At 34.4% G+C, this 23,276-nt stretch carries 20 protein-coding genes and 2 tRNA genes; 11 read left to right on the top strand and 11 right to left on the bottom strand.

Annotation, left to right across the window (positions count from 1 at the left end):
* Nucleotides 1–47 precede the first annotated feature (47 nt).
* From IRZ83_RS07095 to IRZ83_RS07070, 6 genes are all read left to right on the top strand, one after another.
* On the top strand, nt 48–1,259 hold the full coding sequence (locus IRZ83_RS07095; protein ID WP_194567773.1) for an aminotransferase class V-fold PLP-dependent enzyme: 1,212 nt from the start codon (nt 48–50) through the stop codon (nt 1,257–1,259).
* A 10-nt stretch (nt 1,260–1,269) separates the two neighbouring features.
* Complete coding sequence (locus tag IRZ83_RS07090) at nt 1,270–1,695, top strand: hypothetical protein (RefSeq protein WP_194567771.1); 426 nt, start codon at nt 1,270–1,272, stop codon at nt 1,693–1,695.
* Between the two features lie 2 nt (nt 1,696–1,697).
* A complete protein-coding gene (locus tag IRZ83_RS07085; RefSeq protein ID WP_194567769.1) occupies nt 1,698–2,120 on the top strand; it encodes a SufE family protein in 423 nt (140 codons plus the stop codon).
* Nucleotides 2,121–2,259: 139 nt separating this feature from the next.
* Nucleotides 2,260–2,583 carry an SUF system Fe-S cluster assembly protein gene (locus IRZ83_RS07080; RefSeq protein ID WP_017494560.1) on the top strand — a complete coding sequence of 108 codons (324 nt, stop codon included), beginning with the start codon at nt 2,260–2,262 and terminating at the stop codon, nt 2,581–2,583.
* 86 nt (nt 2,584–2,669) lie between these two features.
* Nucleotides 2,670–3,179 carry a DUF2480 family protein gene (locus tag IRZ83_RS07075; protein WP_194568291.1) on the top strand — a complete coding sequence of 170 codons (510 nt, stop codon included), beginning with the start codon at nt 2,670–2,672 and terminating at the stop codon, nt 3,177–3,179.
* Nucleotides 3,180–3,257: 78 nt separating this feature from the next.
* Nucleotides 3,258–4,208 carry a DUF3078 domain-containing protein gene (locus IRZ83_RS07070; RefSeq protein ID WP_194567767.1) on the top strand — a complete coding sequence of 317 codons (951 nt, stop codon included), beginning with the start codon at nt 3,258–3,260 and terminating at the stop codon, nt 4,206–4,208.
* A 171-nt stretch (nt 4,209–4,379) separates the two neighbouring features.
* Here IRZ83_RS07070 and hflX read toward each other — a convergent pair whose 3' ends face one another.
* The 7 genes from hflX to IRZ83_RS07035 form a co-directional block, all read right to left on the bottom strand.
* On the bottom strand, nt 4,380–5,621 hold the full coding sequence (hflX, locus tag IRZ83_RS07065) for a GTPase HflX (protein WP_029271503.1): 1,242 nt from the start codon (nt 5,619–5,621) through the stop codon (nt 4,380–4,382).
* A gap of 169 nt (nt 5,622–5,790) precedes the next feature.
* The gene (locus tag IRZ83_RS07060) at nt 5,791–6,657 is read right to left on the bottom strand and encodes a hypothetical protein (RefSeq protein WP_029271502.1); all 867 of its coding nucleotides are present in this window, start codon (nt 6,655–6,657) and stop codon (nt 5,791–5,793) included.
* Between the two features lie 135 nt (nt 6,658–6,792).
* Nucleotides 6,793–8,142, bottom strand: a complete 1,350-nt coding sequence (locus tag IRZ83_RS07055) for a DUF5689 domain-containing protein (protein ID WP_194567765.1) — start codon at nt 8,140–8,142, stop codon at nt 6,793–6,795.
* An 18-nt stretch (nt 8,143–8,160) separates the two neighbouring features.
* The gene (locus IRZ83_RS07050; RefSeq protein ID WP_194567763.1) at nt 8,161–10,998 is read right to left on the bottom strand and encodes a carboxypeptidase-like regulatory domain-containing protein; all 2,838 of its coding nucleotides are present in this window, start codon (nt 10,996–10,998) and stop codon (nt 8,161–8,163) included.
* A 224-nt stretch (nt 10,999–11,222) separates the two neighbouring features.
* Entirely contained in the window at nt 11,223–12,443 is a 1,221-nt protein-coding gene (locus tag IRZ83_RS07045; RefSeq protein WP_194567761.1) for an MFS transporter, read from the bottom strand.
* A 260-nt stretch (nt 12,444–12,703) separates the two neighbouring features.
* Nucleotides 12,704–13,744 (bottom strand): Gfo/Idh/MocA family oxidoreductase, encoded by a 1,041-nt coding sequence (locus IRZ83_RS07040; protein ID WP_194567759.1) that lies wholly within the window; start codon nt 13,742–13,744, stop codon nt 12,704–12,706.
* Between the two features lie 168 nt (nt 13,745–13,912).
* On the bottom strand, nt 13,913–14,983 hold the full coding sequence (locus IRZ83_RS07035; protein ID WP_194567757.1) for an NADH:flavin oxidoreductase/NADH oxidase: 1,071 nt from the start codon (nt 14,981–14,983) through the stop codon (nt 13,913–13,915).
* 199 nt (nt 14,984–15,182) lie between these two features.
* Here IRZ83_RS07035 and rseP point away from each other — a divergent pair, with 199 nt between their 5' ends.
* From rseP to IRZ83_RS07020, 3 genes are all read left to right on the top strand, one after another.
* Nucleotides 15,183–16,523 carry an RIP metalloprotease RseP gene (rseP, locus tag IRZ83_RS07030; protein WP_194567755.1) on the top strand — a complete coding sequence of 447 codons (1,341 nt, stop codon included), beginning with the start codon at nt 15,183–15,185 and terminating at the stop codon, nt 16,521–16,523.
* An 86-nt stretch (nt 16,524–16,609) separates the two neighbouring features.
* Nucleotides 16,610–16,683, top strand: a tRNA-Asn gene (locus IRZ83_RS07025).
* A 38-nt stretch (nt 16,684–16,721) separates the two neighbouring features.
* Nucleotides 16,722–16,795 (top strand) — tRNA-Asn (locus IRZ83_RS07020).
* Nucleotides 16,796–16,851: 56 nt separating this feature from the next.
* On the opposite strand, the gene IRZ83_RS07015 is transcribed toward IRZ83_RS07020, so the two are convergent.
* Both IRZ83_RS07015 and IRZ83_RS07010 read right to left on the bottom strand, forming a co-directional pair.
* A complete protein-coding gene (locus tag IRZ83_RS07015) occupies nt 16,852–17,553 on the bottom strand; it encodes a hypothetical protein (RefSeq protein ID WP_194567753.1) in 702 nt (233 codons plus the stop codon).
* A gap of 195 nt (nt 17,554–17,748) precedes the next feature.
* The gene (locus IRZ83_RS07010) at nt 17,749–18,945 is read right to left on the bottom strand and encodes an aminopeptidase C (RefSeq protein ID WP_029271494.1); all 1,197 of its coding nucleotides are present in this window, start codon (nt 18,943–18,945) and stop codon (nt 17,749–17,751) included.
* A gap of 265 nt (nt 18,946–19,210) precedes the next feature.
* Between IRZ83_RS07010 and IRZ83_RS07005 the strand changes: the two genes are divergently transcribed.
* Entirely contained in the window at nt 19,211–20,041 is an 831-nt protein-coding gene (locus tag IRZ83_RS07005) for an AraC family transcriptional regulator (RefSeq protein ID WP_194567751.1), read from the top strand.
* 76 nt (nt 20,042–20,117) lie between these two features.
* Nucleotides 20,118–20,981, top strand: a complete 864-nt coding sequence (locus IRZ83_RS07000) for a CPBP family intramembrane glutamic endopeptidase (RefSeq protein WP_194567749.1) — start codon at nt 20,118–20,120, stop codon at nt 20,979–20,981.
* A gap of 72 nt (nt 20,982–21,053) precedes the next feature.
* Here IRZ83_RS07000 and IRZ83_RS06995 read toward each other — a convergent pair whose 3' ends face one another.
* On the bottom strand, nt 21,054–22,211 hold the full coding sequence (locus IRZ83_RS06995; protein WP_194567747.1) for a BamA/TamA family outer membrane protein: 1,158 nt from the start codon (nt 22,209–22,211) through the stop codon (nt 21,054–21,056).
* 77 nt (nt 22,212–22,288) lie between these two features.
* Nucleotides 22,289–23,257: a transporter gene (locus IRZ83_RS06990; RefSeq protein WP_194567745.1), complete on the bottom strand. Its 969-nt coding sequence runs from the start codon at nt 23,255–23,257 to the stop codon at nt 22,289–22,291.
* Between the last annotated feature and the right edge of the window lie 19 nt (nt 23,258–23,276).

The following is a 23,276-nucleotide window of genomic DNA, read 5'->3' as shown; positions in this document are numbered from 1 at the left end:
CAATTTAGTTTTAGTACTTTTGTAAATAGATTTTTTCTAAATAAGACATGCTAGATATTCAAAAAATAAGAGCTGATTTTCCGATACTTTCACAAACTGTAAACGGAAAACCATTAGTATATTTCGATAACGGTGCTACTTCGCAAAAACCACAAGTTGTAATTGATGCTGAAGTAAAATATTATCAGGAAATCAATGCCAATATTCATCGTGGCGTTCACACTTTAAGCCAGTTAGCGACTGATGCTTATGAGGTTTCTCGTGGAAAAGTAAAAGAACACATAAATGCAAAATTCGCGCACGAAGTACTTTTTACTTCTGGAACAACATTCGGAATCAATTTAGTAGCCAACGGTTTTGCTTCTATCTTAAAACCAGGCGATGAAGTACTTGTTTCCTCATTAGAACATCATAGTAATATAGTGCCTTGGCAAATGTTATGCGAAAAAACAGGAGCAGTTTTAAAAGTTATTCCGATAAACGAAAACGGAGAATTAATTTTAGAAGCTTTTGATGCTTTACTATCAGAAAAAACTAAAGTTGTAACTGTAAATCATATTTCCAATGCTCTCGGAATCATCAATCCGATTAAATATATTATTGACAAAGCTCACACGGTTGGTGCTGCCGTTTTAATTGATGGCGCTCAGGCTGTTCCGCATTTAAAACCAGATGTTCAGGATTTAGATTGTGACTTTTATGCTTTTTCAGGACATAAAATGTGCGGTCCAACAGGTACTGGAATTTTATACGGAAAAGAAGAATGGTTAAATAAATTGCCCCCTTATCAAGGCGGAGGCGAAATGATTAAAGAAGTTACTTTCGAGAAAACAACTTACGCAGATCTTCCACATAAATTTGAAGCGGGGACTCCAAATATCGCTGGCGGAATTGTTTTAGGAACTGCTATTGATTATCTTAACAATATTGGATTTGAAAACATTCAGCAGTACGAAAATGAACTTTTGGAACATGCTACAAAACGTTTGCTGGAAATCGAAGGTTTAAAAATTTACGGAACTGGGAAAAAAGCTTCTGTAGTTTCATTCAATATTGATGGAATTCACCCGTATGATATCGGTTCAATTATTGATAAATTAGGAATTGCCGTTAGAACCGGACATCATTGCGCGCAGCCTATTATGAATTTCTTCTGCATTCCGGGAACTATCCGTGCTTCTTTTTCTTTTTACAACACAAAAGAAGAAATTAATACAATGGTCGAAGCTGTGAAAAAAGCACAAACAATGTTAAGCTAAAAAAACTTTTATGAAAATAGTATCTTTATTGCTCTTAACGATTATTATCGGAACGAGCTGTTCAAGTCAAAAAACCGCAGATATGACAGCAACACAAATCGAATACACTGCAGTTTCAAGAGGACTCTTTAAAAAGATACTTGTTCACGACAAAACTGTTTCAGTTACAAATGGCAGAAATACAGAAGCAGTAGAAACGAAAATCGACGATGCAAAGTGGAATCAGATTGCAGAGGCATTTTCAAAGATAAATTTAGACACTGTTCCAACTTTAAAAGCACCTACAGAAAAACGATTTTATGATGGTGCCGCAATTGGAAATTTAACCATAACACACAATCAAAAAACATATCAGACTAAAGGTTTCGACAATGGTTTCCCTCCAAAGGAAATAGAGAAATTGGTAAATTTGTTAGTCGATTTTGCTAAAGAATAATTATGACAATAAAAGAAATACAAAACGAAATAATAGACGAATTTTCGATGTTCGATGATTGGATGCAGCGTTATGAATACATCATCGAGTTAGGAAAAACGCTTCCGTTAATTAAAGAAGAATATAAAACTGACGAGAATTTAATTAAGGGATGTCAATCTAAAGTTTGGCTTCAGGGCGAACAAAAAGACGATAAAATTGTCTTTACAGCAGATAGTGATGCGATTTTGACAAAAGGAATAATTGCGATTTTAATTCGTGCTTTTTCTAATCAAAAAGCAGAAGATATCATAAATGCCGATACTCAATTTATTGATGATATTGGTTTAAAAGAACACTTATCGGCAACCCGCGCAAACGGCTTGGTATCGATGATAAAAAATATCAAAATGTACGCTTTGGCTTTTGATGCAAAAAACAAATAAAAATATTTAAACAGTAATGTTTTTAATTTTGAACCATTAAGTAATTAAATTAAGCTTAATAAAGCAAGCATGAAAACTTAATTCACTTTATATATTAATGGTAAAAAACAAAACACTTAGTGGTAAAAAAACAATAACAATGGAACAAGAAATAGACACAAACGAATTAGGAGAATCAATCGTAAAAGTTTTAAAAGGAATTTACGATCCAGAGATTCCTGTAGATATTTATGAATTAGGATTAATTTATGACGTAATGGTAAACACAGATTACGAAGTAAAAATCCTGATGACACTAACATCTCCAAACTGCCCAGTTGCAGAAAGTTTGCCAAGAGAAGTGGAAGAAAAAGTAAAAACAATCGAAAACATTAAAGATGTTGATGTAGAAATTACTTTCGATCCGCCTTGGAGCAAAGATTTAATGAGCGAAGAAGCAAAATTAGAATTAGGAATGCTTTAAAAATATTTGTTTCAGGTTTCAGGGTTTAAAGTTTTAGGTTGCTCAACTTGAAACTTGAAACCTCAAACTTGAAACTAACTTTTCATATGGAAGAAATCATCAATAAAGTAGCCAACAGCGCTTTAGAAGTTTTTGATCTTGAAGATTATTATCCGAAAGGCCCGCGCGTGCAGATTGACATTTCGCAATGGCTTTTGGAAGGTTTTTTATTGAGAGAAAAAGACTTTAGAGAACATCTCAAAAACCACGATTGGTCACAATACCAAGATCAGTATGTCGCTGTACACTGCAGTACAGATGCTATTGTTCCGGCATGGGCACTAATTTTAGTTAGTGTTCATTTGGCTCCTTATGCTAAAAAAGTAGTCAACGGAAATATTGAAGATCTGGATTCTAGCTTATATGAAGAAATTCTGACTAAGATCGATTACAGTGCATACAAAAACAAACCTGTAATTGTAAAAGGCTGCTCTAAAAAACCAGTTCCGATGCGTGCTTACATTTTGGCAACAACTTACTTACAGCCTTTTGCAAGAAGTATAATGTACGGCGAAGCTTGTTCTGCAGTACCCCTGTATAAAGAATCTAAGAAATAACTTTCTTTTCGTGCCAATAAACCCTGAACGTTTTCACGGTTTTTAGTATATTTGTTAATACACTTAAACTAAACAACCATGAGAAAGATAGCGTTATTACTCTTCATTTTAGCGAACTTTACTTTTGTTCAGGCCCAAAATACCGAAAAGGAATTAATTCAAAATACTGAAAAAGCAGTTAAAAAAATCAACGATACTATAGAAGGCGAAGGCTGGAAAACTAAAGGGACTGTTTCTCTTTTATTAAATCAGTCCAGCTTTAATAATTGGATTGCCGGAGGTGAAGACAGCTTTTCAGGAACGCTGGGAATCAACTACGATTTCAATTATAAAAAAGACGATGTAACTTGGGACAACAAACTTTTAGCATCTTATGGTCTTTTACAAACTAAAAACTCAGACTTCGGAAAAAAGACAGATGACCGTCTTGAATTTAATTCAATTTATGGAAAAAAGGCTTTTGGTCAATGGTATTACTCTTATTTTGTAAATTTCAGAACGCAGTTTTCTACCGGATATATTTATGGTCAAGATGTAAACGGAAAAGAAATCAGGACAGAACAAACTAAATTTATGTCTCCCGGATATCTTACCACTGGTCCTGGTATTTATTGGACAAAAAATGACAACCTTAAAATAAATTTTGCACCTCTAACTTCAAAATTCACTTTTGTAGACAGCGCTTATACCACCGGAATCGATAGATTTACTGGTTTGCCTTATGTAGATGGCGATTATTTTGGCGTAGATGCCAATAAAAGCATGCGTTACGAATTAGGTTTTTATGCGTCCGTTTATTACAAATTGGCAATTATGACCAATGTAACGGCTGAAAACACCTTAAATCTTTATTCTAATTATCTTGAAGATCCTCAAAATGTTGATATCAACTACTCGCTGAATATTATCATGAAAGTAAACAAGTTTTTATCTGCGAACTTATCATTTCAGGCAATTTACGACGACAATGCATTTCAAGGTTTACAAACCAGAGAAGTTTTTGGTTTAGGAGTTAACTTCGGATTTTAATTAGAAACTGAAAACCGCTTATATTTTACCGCAAAGAGCTAACATTTTTATAAAAAGGCTTTTGAATAAACAAAAAGTTCGCAAAGCTAAATCTATATATAGCTTTGCGAACTTTTTGCTTTGTAAAAATAATTTAATATAATTTAGCGCTCTTTGCAGTAAAATTTATTTTTATTCTTCATCTTGTTCATCCTCTTTCTCGATTGCATCTTTATAATCTGGATACAAGAATTTATTATATGGGAATCGAGTAATATGAATCTGACGAACAGCTTCATAAACTCTTTCTCTAAATTCCTCAAAATTTTCTTTATTTGTAGCCGAAATAAACAATGCATTGTCTTCACCTAAACGATGCATCCAAGTTGCTTTCCACTCGTCAAGCGTATAATGTCTAGGTGTTTTTTCCGTCATTAAATCATCTTCATCAATCGTCAAATGTTTGTAGGCATCAATCTTATTGAAAACCATGATTACTGGCTTTTCATGCGCTTTAATGTCCTGCAAAGTCTGATTTACAGATTCAATATGATCTTCAAAATCTGGATGCGAAATATCAACAATATGCAATAGCAAATCGGCTTCACGAACCTCATCAAGTGTACTTTTAAAAGAATCAACCAATTGAGTTGGCAATTTTCTAATAAAACCTACTGTATCAGAAAGTAAAAATGGCAAGTTTTTAATTACCACTTTTCGAACTGTTGTATCTAAAGTTGCGAATAATTTATTCTCAACAAAAACATCACTTTTACCAATAGCATTCATCAAAGTCGATTTTCCAACATTCGTATATCCAACCAACGCTACACGAACCATCGCGCCGCGATTGCTGCGCTGTACTCCCATTTGCTTATCAATCGTTTTGATTTTATCTTTCAACAACGAAATTCGGTCACGAACAATACGTCTGTCTGTTTCGATCTCTGTTTCTCCAGGACCACGCATACCAATACCACCTTTTTGGCGTTCAAGGTGTGTCCATAAACCAGAAAGTCTTGGTAATAAATAGATACATTGTGCTAATTCAACCTGTGTTCTTGCATAAGAACTTTCAGCTCTTTGCGCAAAGATATCCAGAATCAAATTCGTTCTGTCTAAGATTTTACAATCAATAATTTTAGAGATATTTTTTTGTTGAGAAGGCGACAATTCATCATCAAAAATTAATGTTGATATATCGTTTTCTTTTACAAAAAGATTGATTTCCTCAATTTTTCCCGTTCCCATAAAAGTTTTAGGATTCGGGCGTTCCATTTTTTGCGAAAAGCGCTTAATCACTTCACCACCAGCGGTAAAAGTCAAAAACTCTAATTCGTCTAAATATTCGTTAAGTTTTTCTTCACTTTGATTTTGAGTCACAATACCTACAATAGCAGTTCTCTCAAAATTTATAACTTCTTTATCTAACATAGCTTTGAATAAGTTGCAAATTTAATGATTTGTGAGACACTAAACCTTATAGAATTTTGATTTTAAGTTCTATTTAAGAAATTAGTATATTCTCAAAAAAACAAACCATTTAAAAATCAAGCAAGACTCGATTTCTAAATGGTTTGTTAAAATATTCTGGAAAGAGAATTTATTCGTAAATAAAGGTCTTTTCCGTTTTTACAATTCCGTTTTCCTCAATCTGCGAACAGAAGATGGGAAAGTTTAATTTATTGTATTTGTATTTTCTGCTTACAGCAACCAATGCCGTAGACGACGGGCTAAAGTTTACTTCATTATTATACGAGATTGACTCAAAACTAAACTCATCTTCATGATACGAAATCATCGGTACAATAATTTTATAATTATCACCAAATAAACTCTGAACAATTAATTGATCAACAGATTTTTTATCGTCAAAAGTGTAGGTTTTAGAGATTTTATCTCCAACCAAACCTTTATGCTTGACAACATTATCATTGGTATAAACATATTCAATTTTACCATTAATCTGTTTGTTTTTGTCGCGCGAAGTACGTCTTACTATAATGCCGTTTTCGACGATATATTCAAGATCTTCAACTAAATTCTGATGGTTTGTACTCTTTTTAGTGGTTACCTTTATTCTTGCGCCTTCGTAAGCAAAAGTCACCACTTTTGTAATGTAATCAGGACCGTCCTGATATTTTTTTACAAATTTAATAATGTTATTATCTGCGTCATAAGTATAATTTACAACTTCTTTCCAGTCGCTGCCTACTTTGTCTTTTACAGTCATATCCAGCAATCCGGCTTTGTTGTAAAAGAAGTGCTGCACAACATCAGAGGTAGTAATAGTTTGTATTTTTCCTTCCTTAAACACAAAAGTTTTGTTTACAATCTCACCATCCTTAGAGTTTTGATAGTTTGTTTTTACAATATTGATTTGCTTTAATCGAACAGGAGCGTCTTGATCCTGGCTGTGCAGTAAGCATGGAAATACCATCATCAAGATGGCGATAAAGTAGGTTCTCATAGTTTTTGTATCGATTTGGGATGACCAAAATACAAAATCCAATTAAATTTTAACAATTTTAAGGTAAGAAACTGTGTATTATTAGGTTATTGTCTAAAAATCAATACTTTAATTATATTTTTAAAAAAGCAGAACTTATTTTTCTCCAAAAATTTTAACGTCGTCAACCATAAAAGCACCGTTTAATGTTTTGTCTTTTCCAGATCCAATATATTTAAATCCAATATTAATATTTCCAGAATAAGCTGATAAATCTATCCCGCCAGAGCTTATAAATTGACGGGAAGGAGTTGAAATGTTTGGAAATTTAGCTTCTAGTTTTGTCCATTTTGCTTTCGTAACGTTCGAGCCGTCAAAATTTGTTGAAACATAGACTTCGAGAGAATTTAAAGGTGAATCTACTTTTAAATCATGCTGTGCGCTTCTAAAAGACAACACTGCATTTTTATAATTTGTCATATTAATTTTAGGAGAAATCAGCCAAGCAACATTTTCTGCGGCGGTTGTGCTTGTGGTATTAAACTCTGCGTAACCATTTCCGCTATAAACCATGCTTTTCCATAATTTGGTAGCTTTTTCTACAACATTGCTCCAGCCAGGCAACGTAAAATTCACGTTATTTTTTACGGATTGAAAATCTTCTGCAAAGAAAGGAACATTTCTTTTTCCATTCATCACAACATCTTTTTCCGAACGTATCATCATTTGATAATCAGAGCCGAATTTTGTCAAAATACCACGAACAGTACCACTGCCTTCTGGAACTAAATGATCTGAAAAATTCGCATAATTGCTTGTCCTAAAAATAATTTGATTTCCTGTTTTATCACGCAGATTCCAGTTAGTTGAACCTCCAACATTATTTGTTTCTTCAAAATAATGACGGCCTAGCGCCGCTTCTGTAAACTCAACATCTGTAAGTTCTATTAATGTATTTAATTTACTGTCAGCTAATGCTTCTTCTATAGAAAGCTTTTCTACCAATTGATTTTCATTTATGACGGTGCAAGAGGCATTCAAGACATTTTTATATTCATTTTGGGAAATTCTGCCAATAGTGGGATCTCCAGCATTACTCACATATAAACTCCCAATTCGCAATCCGCCATAATATAAATCTGTAAACTGATTTTTTAATTTCACATAGACTTTATTCCCAACACGATAATCTATATACGTATTTGATGCATCAACAGGCACGCTAAAACCGATGGCAGACATTTTCTCTGTTGCCAAAGTCTGAAATGAAATACTCTTAAAAAAATTACCGTCTTCATCACTTGACACTACATAAGCTTCTACGATATCATCATATACATATTGTTTGGCGACATTTCCTGAAAGTTCATACACTTTCTCTACTGTTTTATTTACAGTAAAATTGGGTTGTGTACATTCTAATTTAGGAGTTTCAATTTCATTATTACAACTCCAAAATAGTATTGCTGACAATGCAAAAAATGAGTTCAAAAATATATTCTTCATGATAATTCTGTTTTAAATTTATAAGCCGATCGTAAGATTTAAGAAATAAGTTCGGCCGTATCCGTAATAATATTTTGGTCCAAAAGAGGGAGTTCCGCTGGAAACATCTTGATTTAAAGCTCTAAAATTGGCGTTTCTAGCCTGCTCGAAACCACCAGTTTTATAAGTCAGATTCAACACATTATTTACACTTGTAAAAAGTCCAACATACTTACCGTAAATACGCCAAGATTTTCCTCCTGAAATATTTAGCAATGAAATTGGATCGAATTTTTCCTGTTTTAGCAATTGATCTCCACGTTCTTTTGTGGCTTCCGGAAACGGAAAACCATTTGCTGGATTGATATAAAATTGCGCCGTTCTTGCAATTGGAGAAACATCAATATAACTTTCTGCCAGATAATTAATATTTGCCCCCAGCCACCAAAATTTTGGATCTCGATATTCTAGTCCTACAGAATAAGCCTGCTGAGGCATTCCGGCTTGCTTGTAATTTTTAAGGTAAGCTTTTCCAAAATCAAAAGTGGTCTGTGCACCTGGCTTTACTGCATTTGCATCATTCGTTATTGCAACATCTGGATTGCTGTCATAAGTGTAATTACCATACGCTGCAGATAAAGTAGTTTTTAATATTGATGAAATCTGATATTCAAAACTCAGCTCGGTTCCAATATTTTTCTTGTTCATGTGCGTTAATGTCTGGCTTACAAAAGCAGCTGTAGCATCATTACCTGCTCCATTATCAAAAATTCCTTCAGCATAAAAAAAGGAAGTTTTTGTACTGTTTTTAATCAAAGCATAATACGCCGTCAAACGCATTTTAAGCTTAGGCGAACGATAGGCATAATTTACTTCGGCACTGCTTATGTTTTCACTTTCAATTCCGGAAACGATAGAATTATTCAGACGGGAATTCGAAAAAGTATTTCGGAGGGAAGGTGCTCTTGTAAGGTGTGATCCGTTAAAAAACAGTGATTGTTTTCCTGAAATTTTATAGGTAAATCCACCTTTGAAACCAAAATTTTCAAAATTTACCATATCGCTTTTTCCTAAAGAATTTGAAGAGTAAATTCCGTTTTGATACAATCCTTCTCGCTGATAATTGGACATCGAATACGATTGTGCGAGATAAAAATCTGTCTTTTTGTAGGAGAATCTAAACTGCGTAAAAGCATCAATTGTGTTGGCTAAAAAATTGTAATTGTATCCATAAACCTCTCCTTCTTTTACTTGACGATTTGGATTTTGCAAATCTGATTTCGACTGATTTCCTTTATAAAATGGATCAATATCTTCAAAATATGATCCTCCAAGCAAGTCTAATAGATATTGAAAATTATGCGATTTTAAATTTCGAAAAGTCACTCCTGCATCAAAAAAGATATTTGAAGTAAGCTGTGCATTTAAATTTGAGTTTGCCGCAAAAGTTTTGTCATCAGTGCGATCTTCGTATAAAACATAATGACTTTGTGCTGGTTCAAATCCTGAAATATCACCTTCAGAATTTACCATTATAGTTTGATTTCCTCTGTACATCGACTCCCAATCGATTTGGGAATTATCCAAAAAAGTCATTTTACTTTTTTCGGCACTTTCATAATCGGGCGTAAATTCTCCTGAGAATTCTCCGTGATCCTTTGCGTAAAGTGAAGTAAAGTAGCTTGGCATTTTTTTATAATAAACAGGATCTGGACTGTGGCCTTTTTGATAATCAATATTGCTGTTGCCCACTTTTCCAAATTGGTACATTACAGCTGAATTCAAATTTGTCTTATCATCAATTTTTAAATAATGATTGAGCATTAATAATGGTTCTTCTACATTTTTTACTTTCGCATTTCGCTTTTTACCGCTTTGCCAGCCCCAGTACGAATTGTATTTTTCATTCGTCAATTGTTTAACTTCATTGGTATTAGCCGAATTTTTTCCGCGTGAATTTGGTGTGTAGAATCCTGTAAAATTCAAAGATTGTTTAGCATTTAATTTTTTTTCGACACATATAAAAAATGAGTCTGCATTAAAATTTGTCCCTTCAAAAAAACCTTCTTCAGACCAGCGTTTTCCTGCAGAAATGGCATACGCCCAACCTGACGCATTCATTCCAGAAGCATAAGATCCGACAGCTCGCCAATTGTATGTAGTATTGCTTCCTGAAAAGGTAAGGTTTCCGCCTTTTCTATACATCGATGCTCGTGTAAATATCTGCTGTGTTCCTAAAATGCCTCCAAAAGTATAATTTGAAGTTGCCGCACCAACAGAAAATTCCTGATTCCGAAGTACATTATTCAAACCTCCCCAATTGCTCCATTGTGGTCTTCCGTCATAAATTTTGTTCATGATCATGCCGTTTAGCATCATGGTTCCGTTTTCGCTGTCGAGACCACGAACTCTAAATCGGGCTTGACCCCAATTAAAAGCGGAAGCCTGCATAAAAGCATCTTTTGAAGATTGAAGCAATCCAGAAGTCATTTCGGATGAACTGTTATCTTCTGAAAAATCGCTGTCTAATAATGTGATTAATGCGGCCGGAGTTTCATCAGAAAAAGTATCTTCTAGCTGTAATATTCCTAGATTAACCTTAAATCCAAAATTGGATTCTATTTTTAAAAGTAAATCTTTGTAACCCTGACTGTGAATTAAAAGTAGCTGCTGTCCTTTTATTTGAGAATGCAGTTCAAATCTTCCATCTGCTGATGTAAGTTGTGTTAGAGAAGAATTTTGAATAGAAACCACAACATTCTCTATTGCATTTTGAGTTTTGGCATCAATGACGAATCCAAAAAAAGTCGTTTCTTCTTGTGCAAAAACAAAATTAAGAGGCAGTAAAAATAAAAAGACCAAGTATTTTTTTCTCATGAAAAATCCCAATTTACTTTGAAAATAGATTTTGGATATTAATCCTATTCAAAAGATAAAATTGGTTTTTGGAAAAAAATTGAATTCAGGTTTTGGCTCTGAATTGAAATTCAAATGTACAAGAAATATTTAAAAATATACAAAATTTCCTACTAATGTTTTGGTTGAAATTTGAAATTAATTTAATAGATTTGTGGATTTTTTGTTTTTTTTAAATAAAAAACTTAAGCTGAAGTTCTAATTTTAGAAACCATAAAAGCAATCAGCACGCCAAATATTCCGATAAAAGCAAAAGAAAATTGAAGTCCAAAATTTTGCGCGATGTGCCCAATTACAGGAGGTCCCATTAAAAAACCAAGAAAACTTACACTCGAAACAATCGTTAAGGCTTCTCCAGGCGGTACTGTTGGATTTTTACCTGCCATACTGTAAACCGTTGGAACAATTGTAGCGACTCCTAAACCAACAGCCATAAAAGCAATTGTACACGGAATGATGTAGGGAAGAAAAACTGCTGTAAAAAGTCCGGCAGAGATCATGACACCGCTAATCTGCATGACGCGTTCACGCCCGAATCTATTGATCAAGCCGTCGCCTAAAAAGCGCCCGCTGGCCATCATAATCATAAATGAAGTATATCCTAAAACTACCAATGGTCCTGGCGCTTGCACAATATCTTTAAAATAAACTCCGCTCCAGTCAAACATCACACCCTCGCTGGCCATACTGCAAAAACCGATTACGCCAAGCCAAATTAAAGCTGTATCTGGTTTTGTGAATAATTTTTTCTTCTCGCTATTTTTATGCTGGAGTTTTTCTTTGGCTTTGACCAAAAATTTAAAATTAAAAACCACCATCAGTACGACTACGACACCAACAATTAAAAAATGATGTAATGGTGAAAGATTCAAAGCCAGCATTCCTAATCCGACTAAAGCGCCGGTAAAACCAGCAAAACTCCACATACCGTGAAATGATGACATGATTGTTTTTCTAAAAAGCACTTCGGTATAAACACCTTGAGTATTTACTGCGATGTTGGCAAGATTTCCAAATAACCCAAACAAAAACAAGCCTAAAGATAATTGCAAGGCTGTTGTTGCCAAACCTAAATTAGCCAAACATAAAACATACATTATTAAGGAGAAAATCAAAATACGGTGGCTCCCAAATTTAGTTACCATTTTTCCTGAAAAAGGCATAATTACCAATTGCCCCATTGGGAGTGCAAAAAGTATAGAGCCTAAATCGCCTTCGGTTAAATGCAAGGCAGTTTTAATATCTGGAATTCGGCTTGCCCATGTCGCAAAACTTAATCCCATCCCGAAATAAAACATTCCCACGGCAAAACGAATTCGGTTTAGATAAGAAGCTTTTGCCTCTCTATAGACTTTCTTGATTTTACCTTTGGTCTGAAAAAGTGATAATGGATTAAAATCGATCAAAATATTGCATTTTAGGTTGATACTATAAAAGTACTAAAATCTTGCTTTATGACCTATGGATAGCTTTCAGATCCTGAATTTATAACGTTATATGTTTATAAATTCTTTAAGAAACTAAGGTTCTGAGGGGCAAAGGAACAAAGTTTTTCTATATGTTCGCATAAAAAAAGACGCACTATTGGTGCGTCTTTACTTTTCAATTTAAAAGATAAAAATCTCTAAAAATCTGTTTAACTCCTAAATCAGTAGGTCAATTTTATTTATAAATTAATCACCTTTTGCTGTGCACTGCTCGCAATTGCAGCTTCAATAATCTGCATTACTTTTATGCCATCTTGTGCCGTAACCGGTTCTGTTTTGTCGTTTGCGATTGCGTCGTAAACCCCGTCAAAAAATGAAAAATAATTTCCTTGAAGCGTTGGCACTTTTTCACGAATTTGTTTTCCGTCAATTTCAGTATTCAAAAGTCCTTGCAAATCTTCAGATTCTGTTCCCCAAGTTTCTAAATTTGGTTTTTTACCTACTTTTAGATCATCTTCCTGAACGTCACCGCGAGGTTTTAAGAAAGAGCCTTTTTTACCATGAATGGTATAGGCCGGATTTGCTTCTTTCACAAAAAAACTGGCTTTTAAGCGTACTCTAAAATCATCATAAATCAATAACAAATCGATCCAATCGTCGACCAAAGAATGTTCTCTTGTATAGCGAATATCTCCAAAAACTCCTTTTGGCGAACCAAATAAGCAAACCGCCTGATCAATTAAATGCGGACCCAAATCTTTCAGTATTCCGGCACCGTCATTAACGGTTTCTTTATGTGCTTTCGGGCTCAATAACGGATTGTATCTGTCAAAATGAAATTCTGCTTCGACCAAATCTCCTAAAGTTCCTTCTTTAATTATTTTTTGAATAGTCTTAAAATCGCTGTCCCATCTTCTGTTTTGGAAAACCGATAATTTCAATCCTTTTTCTTTCGCAATTTTAGCTAGTTCCTCAGCTTCAGCCACAGTTGTTGTAAATGCCTTTTCGACTACGGCGTGTTTTCCGGCCAAAAGCACTTTTTTAGCATATTCATAATGCGTTCCTACAGGTGTATTTACGATTACCAAATCAACCTCATCTGCTAGTAAATCATCGATTGAAGGATAACTTTTTACATAGGGATAATCTTCCTGAATTAGTTTTTTGCTTCTTTCCCAAGAACCTAATAATTCAAATCCCGGATGAATATCTAAAAAGGGCGCATGAAAAACTTTCCCAGACATGCCGTATGATAATAGTGCTGTTTTTATTTTTTGCATGGTGTATGTTTTTTTCTTGACACAAATTATTATGACTATAAGAATTTTTTGTTGCTATGACTTTCACTAAGTTACATTTATTATAAAGTTCAAAAACTTAAATAAATTCGTGTAATTAGTGGCGAAAAACATTAAAAAGAAATCACTTTAATCTGTGACTAATAAAATTTAGATTTTAGCTCTCTCGTATTGTTTTGGCCACTGAATATCACTATCTAATTCTTTAGCAAAATCTAAAGGTAAATTCGGATTTCTTAATGATTCTCTGGCAAATAAAATTAAATCGGCTTGACCCTTATTTAAAATTTCTTCGGCTTGTTTGGCTTCAGTAATTAAACCCACTGCCCCGGTTGAAATATTGGCTTCTTTTTTTACTTTTTCTGCAAAAGGAACTTGATAACCCGGACCAAGTGTAATTTTTTGATGCGAAACCAATCCGCCAGACGAAACATCAATTAAATCTACTCCTTTTTCTTTTAAAATTGCGGCAAGTTTTACCGATTCTTCCGGATTCCATCCGCCCTCTGCCCAATCTGTAGCTGAGATTCGAACAAATAAAGGCAAATCCGATGGCCATTCTGATTGAACAGCGCCTACAATTTCTAATGTAAATCGGATTCGGTTTTCAAAACTTCCTCCGTATTCATCAGTTCTTTCGTTTGTTAGAGGCGATAAAAATTGGTGCAGTAAATAACCGTGTGCGCCGTGAATTTCTACAACCTGAAAACCTGCTTCGAGCGCTCTTTTTGTGGCTGCTTTAAAATCTGCAACTACTTTTTGAATTCCGTTTTTATCCAAAGCTGTTGGAAGAAATGGTTCCCCTTCATGATATGGAATCGTGCTCGAAGAAACCGTTTGCCATCCGCCTTGAGCGAAATCTAATTTTTTATTTCCTTCCCACGGAACTGAAACACTTGCTTTTCTGCCGGCATGCGCCAACTGAATTCCGGGAATTGAATTTTGAGAAACGATAAATTCGTTGATCGTTTTTAATTTTTGAACGTGTTCGTCTTTCCAGATTCCTAAATCGGCTGGCGAAATTCGGGCTTCGGGAGAAACGGCTGTTGCTTCCTGAATAATCAAGCCAACACCTCCGCTCGCACGACTGCCTAAATGAACCAAATGCCAATCGTTTGCAAATCCGTCAACTGCAGAATATTGACACATTGGAGAAATTACGATTCTATTTTTTAAAGTGATTTTTTTGATGGAAAGTGGAGAAAATAATATCGAAGCCATAAATATGTAACTTTTAATGGTTTTAGGCTACCAATGAATAGGATTGCCTTTAAGAAAGTAAAGTTAAACCATCTTGTTAAAAGTAAAAATCTAATTTTTATTAATTAACAAACATTTAAAACCTTATGTCTTATATTGCACTATCAAATTAAAATAGAAACGTTACTTTTGTGCGTTAAATACGAATTAAAAATACAAAATGGATATAGTTATCAAACTCTCTCAATTTCTATTGAGTTTATCTTTACTTATTATTCTTCACGAATTAGGACATTTTATTCCTGCTAAATTATTTAAAACCAGAGTCGAAAAATTTTACTTGTTTTTTGATGTTAAATATTCTCTATTAAAAAAGAAAATCGGTGAAACAGAATACGGAATTGGATGGCTTCCATTAGGAGGTTATGTGAAAATTTCTGGAATGATCGATGAAAGTATGGACAAGGAGCAAATGGCGCTTCCGCCTCAGCCTTGGGAATTTCGTTCTAAGCCAGCTTGGCAGCGTCTTATTATTATGTTGGGCGGTGTTACCGTAAACTTTATTTTGGCGTTTATTATTTATATCGGAATGGCGTTTGCTTATGGCGAAACTTATGTAGCAAATGGCGATTTGAAAGATGGCGTGTATGTAACAAATCCAGCACTTGAAAAAGCAGGGATTCATACAGGTGATAAAATAATTTCGATCGACGGCAAGAAAATTGAAAATTTTGATGATGACACGAACATGAAAGTGGTCATGGCAAAAGAAATTTTGATCGAAAGAAACGGACAACAGCAGACCGTTAAATTCCCTACGGATTTTGTTGATCAAATGTCAAAATACGAGAAAGGCTTATTGATTACACCAAGAATACCTTTTGTTGTTGGAGCGGTTGCTGAGGACTCTCAGAATAAGTCATTAAAAGCAAAAGATTTGTTTGTGACACTAAACGGTCAGCAAGCGAAATACTTTGATCAGGTGAAAGCAATTTTGAGTGCTAATAAAGGCAAAACGATTCCTGCAGTAGTTTTGCGTGATTTAAAACAAACTACAATTACGGTAAAAGTTTCTAAAGAAGGAAAACTTGGAGTTGCTCCTGGAGGTTTAGATATTAAATCTTTAGAAAAATTGGGTTACTACAAAATCAGCACAAAAGAATATAGTTTTGCAGAATCGATTCCGGTTGGACTTGAAAAAGGAAAAAATCAATTGATTGGTTACGGAAAACAATTGAAAATGATTTTTAATCCAGAAACAAAAGCATACAAGCAAGTGGGTGGATTTGCAGCGATTTTTAACATTTTCCCGAGTTCTTGGAGCTGGGAAACGTTCTGGTCGATCACTGCTTTATTGTCAATTATGCTTGGAGTTATGAATTTATTGCCAATTCCGGCACTTGACGGAGGCCATGTGATGTTTTTATTATACGAAATTATCAGCGGTAAAAAACCGAGTGATAAATTCCTTGAAAACGCCCAAATGGTTGGTTTCGTTCTACTTATCGCACTGCTTTTGTTCGCCAACGGAAACGATATTTATAAGGCGATTGTCAAGTAGAAAAAATATTTTTTAAAAAGAGTTAAAATATTTTTGGGAAATTAAAAAATCAACTATATTTGCACTCGCTAAAAAGAGCAACAACTTCCTCCTTAGCTCAGTTGGTTAGAGCATCTGACTGTTAATCAGAGGGTCCTTGGTTCGAGCCCAAGAGGGGGAGCAACTTTTTTTAGCAAACATATTTACCTTTAAGGTGATTCCTCCTTAGCTCAGTTGGTTAGAGCATCTGACTGTTAATCAGAGGGTCCTTGGTTCGAGCCCAAGAGGGGGAGCTTAAAAAAAAGACTATCATTTTCATGATAGTCTTTTTTTTGTTTTATAGTAAAGATTAATTCCTCACAACTTTATTATGCCTCACCACATTATTCCCAATATTTTTACTTTCAAATAAAAGCATGGCTTCGTTTGCTTTTTCTGTCTGGTCGATTCCTTTTAGGGACTGTGCGTAACGATAATAATACATATCGTCTAATTGCACATCCATAGCCAGTAATTCTTCGTAGTATTTAGCTGCTGTTGCCAGATCGCCTTCAAAATAAGCTCGATCTGCCACTTTCTTGAGCATCTCTGCCGATTTATAACCTTTGTCTAAAACTTTTCCGTACGTATCAGCAACATCGATCTTTACGTACGGCGTAGGCGCTATTACTTCAACTTTTATGGGCTGAATAGCAGCAGACATTGTATCGACTATTTTTTTTGATTGGAGGCTGGCTTCGACTGCTTTTACTTTGGGTTTTCTGTAAATGGGCATTACAACCCTAGTATTGTTTGGGCCCAGGTCATTTGTATAGACCATGTCTAGTTTTGAAACTTCATATTTAGTAACCCTTTTCCCAAAAGTCATATTTATCGTTTCTTCTACATAATATCCCACTATAACAAGATCATTATTTGATTTGTTCTCGGACGGTGAATGTGTATTTCCTGTTGTCGCAATTATGGGTGCATTAGAAACATTATGCTGTGCAAAACAGTAAAAAGGAAAAACACATACAATTGCTACAAAAAGCACTGCATTTGTTTTCATGTCGATCTCATTTTGTGGTTGGTGATATAAATTTACATAATTTTCTGATTTATAGCACTATAACATCTTTGAAGTACTTATAAACACGTTTAAGTGGTGATTTTCATTTCGATTTCAATAAAAAAAATTATAAAAAAAAGCTTCACTACTATTAGTGAAGCTTTTTTTAAAACTAGTAATGTTTAGAATAAATTCTTAAACCCCTAACTTCTTAGCAATCTCAGTTGGAATTCCTCCTTTATTTACTAACAAAGCAGTAGTTTTATATTTTACGAAATTTTTGGTTACAAACAAGAAACCTTTGTAGTCGTTTGTTTCTCCCCAAGAATTTTTTACGATGTAATATTCTCTTCCGGTTTGATCTTTGGCTAGACCAATAATATGCATTCCGTGATCGTCTGTTGTTGTATAATTATCAAACGCAGCTTGGCGCATTTCTGGCGTTATTTCTGGTTCTGGTTTTGGTCCGTTAAACATATCTGCTTTTTCTTCAGCGGTCATGTCATCGAATTTTTTCATCGGAACATAAGCTACACCGTTTTTCCAGCTAAAGCTTTTCTCACTTACATCAGTTGCCCAAGCTACAGTATATCCTTTTTTCAATGCGTTGTCGATAACATCAGTCATGTCATTAACTTTTACATTATACACCTGATCAAATGACCAGTTGTCCGGCACCATCATTGTTGTTTTTTGGTAGTATGGAGAAGTTGTAAACGATGACATTTCGATATATTCGTCAGGATTAATTCCAACTACTTCTTTAGCGAAAGATTGCGGCGTATAACTTTTTCCTTTATACGTAAAATTATCCGGTACTTTTCCTAAATAAGAATCGATTACAGCAGCGTATGCTTTTTGCCAGTTTGGTGTTAATTCACCATTTGGGTTTTTAACAACAGCACCTAAAACACCTTCGATAAGTGCAGCCATTTCGCCAAATTTATTTTTATCAGTTCCATAGTTTAAGCCTGTGTAAACTTCTCTTGGCACCGTTCCGTATTTTTTATACATGTTAATTACATCATGCAAAGCGCCTCCGTCACCTAAAGTAACTGCTCCATGCATACGCACATAATTAATTCCTTTTTCAACATACACATTTCTCGCTGCGTAAATTTGAGATAATTCTACCGGCTGTTTTCCTAAACGAATCATTTCTGACTCTAAAAAAGAGTTTGTCGAATAACTCCAGCAAGTTCCTGAAGAACCTTGTGTTTTTACCGAAGTTGTTCCTAAATTAATCTGCTCTGTGAATTTAAAGTTCTCTTTACTTTTATCACTTGCATTTAGCTTTAGCGAATTCACCAAAACATCCTGCGCAAAACAGCTGCTCACACCAACTAAAAAAGCCGATGCAACGAAAACTGATTTCATCGTAATTTTATACATAATCAATGATTTAAATAGTTAACTTATTAGTAACCTTTAATTAATTTTTGTTACAAATCAATTAAATAATAAGTAAAAAAACTAACACTTTCGCGTTAATGTTTACACAATGTTTTTATTAAGCTATAAAACCTTACAAAATATGCAAAAGACAATTTTCTAATTAGAGAATGTGTCAATTTGATAATTGGATAATTTTGAAATGAATTGAAACTTAACTTTAAAAAACATAAACAGTAAATTTATATGTAAATAAAGTGGTATTTTGGCTCTTGATTCTGCCTGCAATAAACTGAATATGTACGAACTCGAAAAAGAGAAATACTTAGGAAATACCAAAAACATATTCAACAATATGCAAGGAATTGCAGTGGTCGAAACCGAGTATCAAAATAAGGTTTACGATGGCTGGCATTCGCACAATAATGCACATATTACTCTTTTTTTGCGAGGTGGTACCTCTGAAAAACGAAAAAATTACAGCGAAGCAGTTGGTCCGGGTTCTTTACTTTTTTATCATAGTGATGAACTTCATCTCAATCACAATACGCTTTTTCCATCTAAAAATATTAATATTGAAATTGAAGAAAATCTGCTGAAAGAACTTCAAATAAGCGAAGCTATTATTGAGAAATCGCTTCAAAATGCATCACTTGCCAAATTCTTAATTTTAAAGATTTTTAAAGAATCTCTTGTTGCCGATGCTTTTTCTGGCGACACCATTAATATGTTGTTTGCGCAATTATCAAACTCAGTAAATCATTTAGAAAAATTTGAAAAAAGTCCGTTTTGGGTTAAAAGCTTAACCGAGTTGCTAAACGACTGCTGGAATGAAAATCCCAATCTGCAAGATTTAGCGCAAGTTTTACAATTGAATCCGATTACGATTTCAAAACATTTTCCGAAATATTTTGGCTGTACTTTGGGCGAATACATGCGCAGAATAAAAATTGACCGTTCGCTTTCGCTGATAGCATCTAACCAAAGTAATTTGACTGAAATAAGTTTTCAATGCGGTTTTGCAGATCAAAGTCATTTTATCAGAACTTTTAAAAATCAAACCGGATTTTTACCCAAACAATTCCAAAAATTATAAGAGGCAAATTTCATTCTATTTTTTGGTTTAGGTGTAATATACCTTTGTTTCAAATTAAAACCTAAACCAAATCAAAATGGAAACTTTAACTGCAAAACAAAAAATCTTTAATTTCCCTTTAACCAAAATTGTATTAGCCTTAATCGTTTGTCTTCTCTTTATAAATATTGGTCAGGCTATTGCTGGAAAATTATTGCTCTTAACACCAATTAACCGCGATTTAAGAAATCTTATAAAAGGAATTATTGTTTCTGCTTTAGCTTTAACAAGCTATATTATTTTCTTTAAAAAATATGAAAAAAGAGAAATAACAGAATTCGCTTTAAAAGGACTTGGGCGAAATTTAATCATCGGAATTTTAATTGGAGTTGTTTTGCAATCACTGACCATTTGGATTATTTATATAAATGGCGATTATATGGTTACTGCTCTAAATCCTGTTTCGTTTATTGTTATTCCGCTTACGGTGGCTTTTACTGCTGCAATCATTGAAGAGATTTTAGTTCGCGGAATCCTTTTTAGAGTTATGGAAGAAAAACTCGGAAGTTATGCAGCGCTGTTTATTTCGGCATTGATTTTTGGCGCACTGCATTTAGTAAATCTGCATGCTACTTTACTTTCTGGATTATCTGTTGCTATTGAGGCGGGTTTATTATTAGGTGCAGCTTATATTTACAGCCGCAATTTATGGTTTCCGATCGCTTTGCACTTTGCGTGGAATTTTATGCAATCTGGAATTTTTGGAGCCATAACATCGGGAAATGAAAAAGGAACAAGTCTTCTGGTTTCAAAAATAGAAGGTTCTGCATGGATTACCGGCGGTGAATTTGGTCCTGAAGGATCAATTCAGGCATTATTATTCTGCTCTGTTGGTACGATTATATTATTGGCTTTAAGCCATAAAGAAAACAAAATTATTAAACCGTATTGGAAGAAATAAAGTTTTTTTACTGCCAACATCAATTCAAATTCCGGTAGCAATTATCGCGAATTTGAATTTTTAATTAAACATTTATCTCAGCCAATTACTTCCAAAAACAATATAATACGCCCAATCTTCCGGTCCTTTTGCAACATCAACTCCCATTCTTAGTTTGAATTTTCGCGCTAATAAATACCTGAAACCGGTTCCGTAACTGTATTCTAAAGGTTTATCAAAGGCTTGATCCCAGTCATCAAAAGCGTTTGCACCACCAGCGTAGCCCATTATACTCCATCGCTTGTAAAAATCCCATCGGAATTCGGCTTCAGCCACTAAACTTGTTTTTCCTTGATATCTTCCCATCGGAATTCCTCTTAAATTAATTCCTGGCAATAAATAAAACGGTGGATTTCCAAAAGCCTGTTCACCTTCAAACCGAAGTCCGAGAATTAATTTTTCGGTTATCGGCGTATAACCAATGGCAGAAAAATTCAATCGCCAAGCATCATAATCACTTCCAATTGCATTATCTGACCAAAAGAAATCAGACTGAATTCTGACTCCTTTATCAGGTGTAAAAATATTATCCCGACCGTCAAACTGAATCGCACCTCCTAATTGGCTTACCAAACTATTGACATCTTTTGGCTGTACAAAAGGCGGTGGGAGGTTTATGTCGGGCAATTTGATATTAGAATTCAAGAAGAGGTATTGAGGACCAGCACTCCATTTTGCATTCCTGAATTGTTTTAGCCATTGTGTATAAAAAACAGTAGATTTAAAATTGAGCTTAAATTCCTGATCCTTTTGGTTTGGCAAATTGTTGGCATAAAAAGATAAATTCATATCGCCATAACCGGCCATAACACGATATAATATTCTGGATTTTATAAGACTTCCTGAACGAAAACCGCCTACCATCCAGCTTTTATTTCCGGTATACATTCCGATTCCACCCGTGATATCTGGATTTATAAATCGTTTTTTGCCGTTTTCATCAATAACTGGCGCGTGTTTTTTAAGAAAAACTGGCACAATTGCACCGCCAATTCCGCCTAAAGCAGGCTCTGTTATGACAGTTGGCACGACTATAAAACCGTGTGCATAAATAATATAATCGCTTAAATCGATAGCATGATCAAGAGAATCTCTAACACTGATTTTATATTTTTGTCCTACCATTGAAAATGATAAAATAAAAAAGAGATTTGCGAGAATGATTTTCTGAAAGGATTTTGTTTTTTTCATAGTAGTAGAATCTGACTATTTATTTCTCATTTTACTCGCTTTAGAATTCCTCTTATTCTCTAAATTCTGTTAGAGCATTATTCTTTTTTAAAGCTGAATACATGGGCCAAAGTAAGAAAGAAGGTATTTCCTTGAAATCTGTTTATAGCATCGACCTCGCCTATCCAGCGTAATCCAGCAGAAGTTTTACAGCCAATATGAAAATAATTGATCTCAGCACCAATACCGCCAACTCTGTCTTTTTCACCTTCTACAACACCAACAATCGGCAGTGGAATTTTATCGCTGGTTACTTTGTATTGCAGATAGTAAATTAAACCTGCATTTAATATTCCGGTTGGAGCCGTTTTTTCAGCATTCATCATATAAAATGTTTTTCCCAAACCGCCTTCAACACTTAAAATATCTCCGGTTTTTATATCAGTATCTTTCTTTTTTCCATTTATTTCGTAAGATGCTAAAGCTGAAAAATGAAACGTTTTTTTATCGTTAAAAAACAAAGTTGTTCCTGCTGAAAATTCATTCATAAACATGCCCAGACCGCTGTTGTCTGAAGCTCCAGCTTCAAATTTTCCGGTTGGCAAATACATTTGATAACTAAAGACAAAATCAGCCCTTTTATGATGCCAGCCCAGTTGAAGCGGCTGTACATACATATCTGTAAAAGCTAAAGAGTTATTTACATTTGTATTATTTCCTTGAATTGTATTGGCGGCAAAAGCAAGCAAAATAGTCGCTCCGTAATTAGCTCCTAAAATTTTAAAATCACTTACATACGATGCACCCGCGCCTGTAATCGTCATGGTTAAATCTGGATTTACAATTGCTTTGTCTCCGTTGGCATCTCTTAAAGACGAGGCTGTATAAAAATATCCTGGAATATAAACACTAAGTGTATTTGCTGGGGTTTGCGTTCCGGACTGCAGTCCCATGGCGCCAAGAATATGACCGCCTTTTAGCTGCGCATTGGCGGAAAAACAAACCAATATGAAGAGTAAAAAAACTGAATTTATTGCTTGTCGCTGTTGATTTAATTTCGTTTTCATTGCATTCGTATTAAAAATT

The sequence above is a fragment of the Flavobacterium sp. JLP genome (assembly GCF_015350755.1).
Classification (GTDB): domain Bacteria; phylum Bacteroidota; class Bacteroidia; order Flavobacteriales; family Flavobacteriaceae; genus Flavobacterium.
The sequence above is the reverse complement of the archived record's forward strand: the minus strand, read 5'-3'. Positions and strand labels throughout refer to the sequence as shown.

What these genes read in the sequence shown, in the direction of transcription:
- IRZ83_RS07095 (WP_194567773.1), top strand. Translation starts at nt 48, where the DNA reads ATGCTAGATATTCAAAAAATAAGAGCTGATTTTCCGATACTTTCACAA.
- IRZ83_RS07090 (WP_194567771.1), top strand. Translation starts at nt 1,270, where the DNA reads ATGAAAATAGTATCTTTATTGCTCTTAACGATTATTATCGGAACGAGC.
- IRZ83_RS07085 (WP_194567769.1), top strand. Translation starts at nt 1,698, where the DNA reads ATGACAATAAAAGAAATACAAAACGAAATAATAGACGAATTTTCGATG.
- IRZ83_RS07080 (WP_017494560.1), top strand. Translation starts at nt 2,260, where the DNA reads ATGGAACAAGAAATAGACACAAACGAATTAGGAGAATCAATCGTAAAA.
- IRZ83_RS07075 (WP_194568291.1), top strand. Translation starts at nt 2,670, where the DNA reads ATGGAAGAAATCATCAATAAAGTAGCCAACAGCGCTTTAGAAGTTTTT.
- IRZ83_RS07070 (WP_194567767.1), top strand. Translation starts at nt 3,258, where the DNA reads ATGAGAAAGATAGCGTTATTACTCTTCATTTTAGCGAACTTTACTTTT.
- hflX (WP_029271503.1), bottom strand. Translation starts at nt 5,621, where the DNA reads ATGTTAGATAAAGAAGTTATAAATTTTGAGAGAACTGCTATTGTAGGT.
- IRZ83_RS07060 (WP_029271502.1), bottom strand. Translation starts at nt 6,657, where the DNA reads ATGAGAACCTACTTTATCGCCATCTTGATGATGGTATTTCCATGCTTA.
- IRZ83_RS07055 (WP_194567765.1), bottom strand. Translation starts at nt 8,142, where the DNA reads ATGAAGAATATATTTTTGAACTCATTTTTTGCATTGTCAGCAATACTA.
- IRZ83_RS07050 (WP_194567763.1), bottom strand. Translation starts at nt 10,998, where the DNA reads ATGAGAAAAAAATACTTGGTCTTTTTATTTTTACTGCCTCTTAATTTT.
- IRZ83_RS07040 (WP_194567759.1), bottom strand. Translation starts at nt 13,744, where the DNA reads ATGCAAAAAATAAAAACAGCACTATTATCATACGGCATGTCTGGGAAA.
- IRZ83_RS07035 (WP_194567757.1), bottom strand. Translation starts at nt 14,983, where the DNA reads ATGGCTTCGATATTATTTTCTCCACTTTCCATCAAAAAAATCACTTTA.
- rseP (WP_194567755.1), top strand. Translation starts at nt 15,183, where the DNA reads ATGGATATAGTTATCAAACTCTCTCAATTTCTATTGAGTTTATCTTTA.
- IRZ83_RS07015 (WP_194567753.1), bottom strand. Translation starts at nt 17,553, where the DNA reads ATGAAAACAAATGCAGTGCTTTTTGTAGCAATTGTATGTGTTTTTCCT.
- IRZ83_RS07010 (WP_029271494.1), bottom strand. Translation starts at nt 18,945, where the DNA reads ATGTATAAAATTACGATGAAATCAGTTTTCGTTGCATCGGCTTTTTTA.
- IRZ83_RS07000 (WP_194567749.1), top strand. Translation starts at nt 20,118, where the DNA reads ATGGAAACTTTAACTGCAAAACAAAAAATCTTTAATTTCCCTTTAACC.
- IRZ83_RS06995 (WP_194567747.1), bottom strand. Translation starts at nt 22,211, where the DNA reads ATGAAAAAAACAAAATCCTTTCAGAAAATCATTCTCGCAAATCTCTTT.
- IRZ83_RS06990 (WP_194567745.1), bottom strand. Translation starts at nt 23,257, where the DNA reads ATGAAAACGAAATTAAATCAACAGCGACAAGCAATAAATTCAGTTTTT.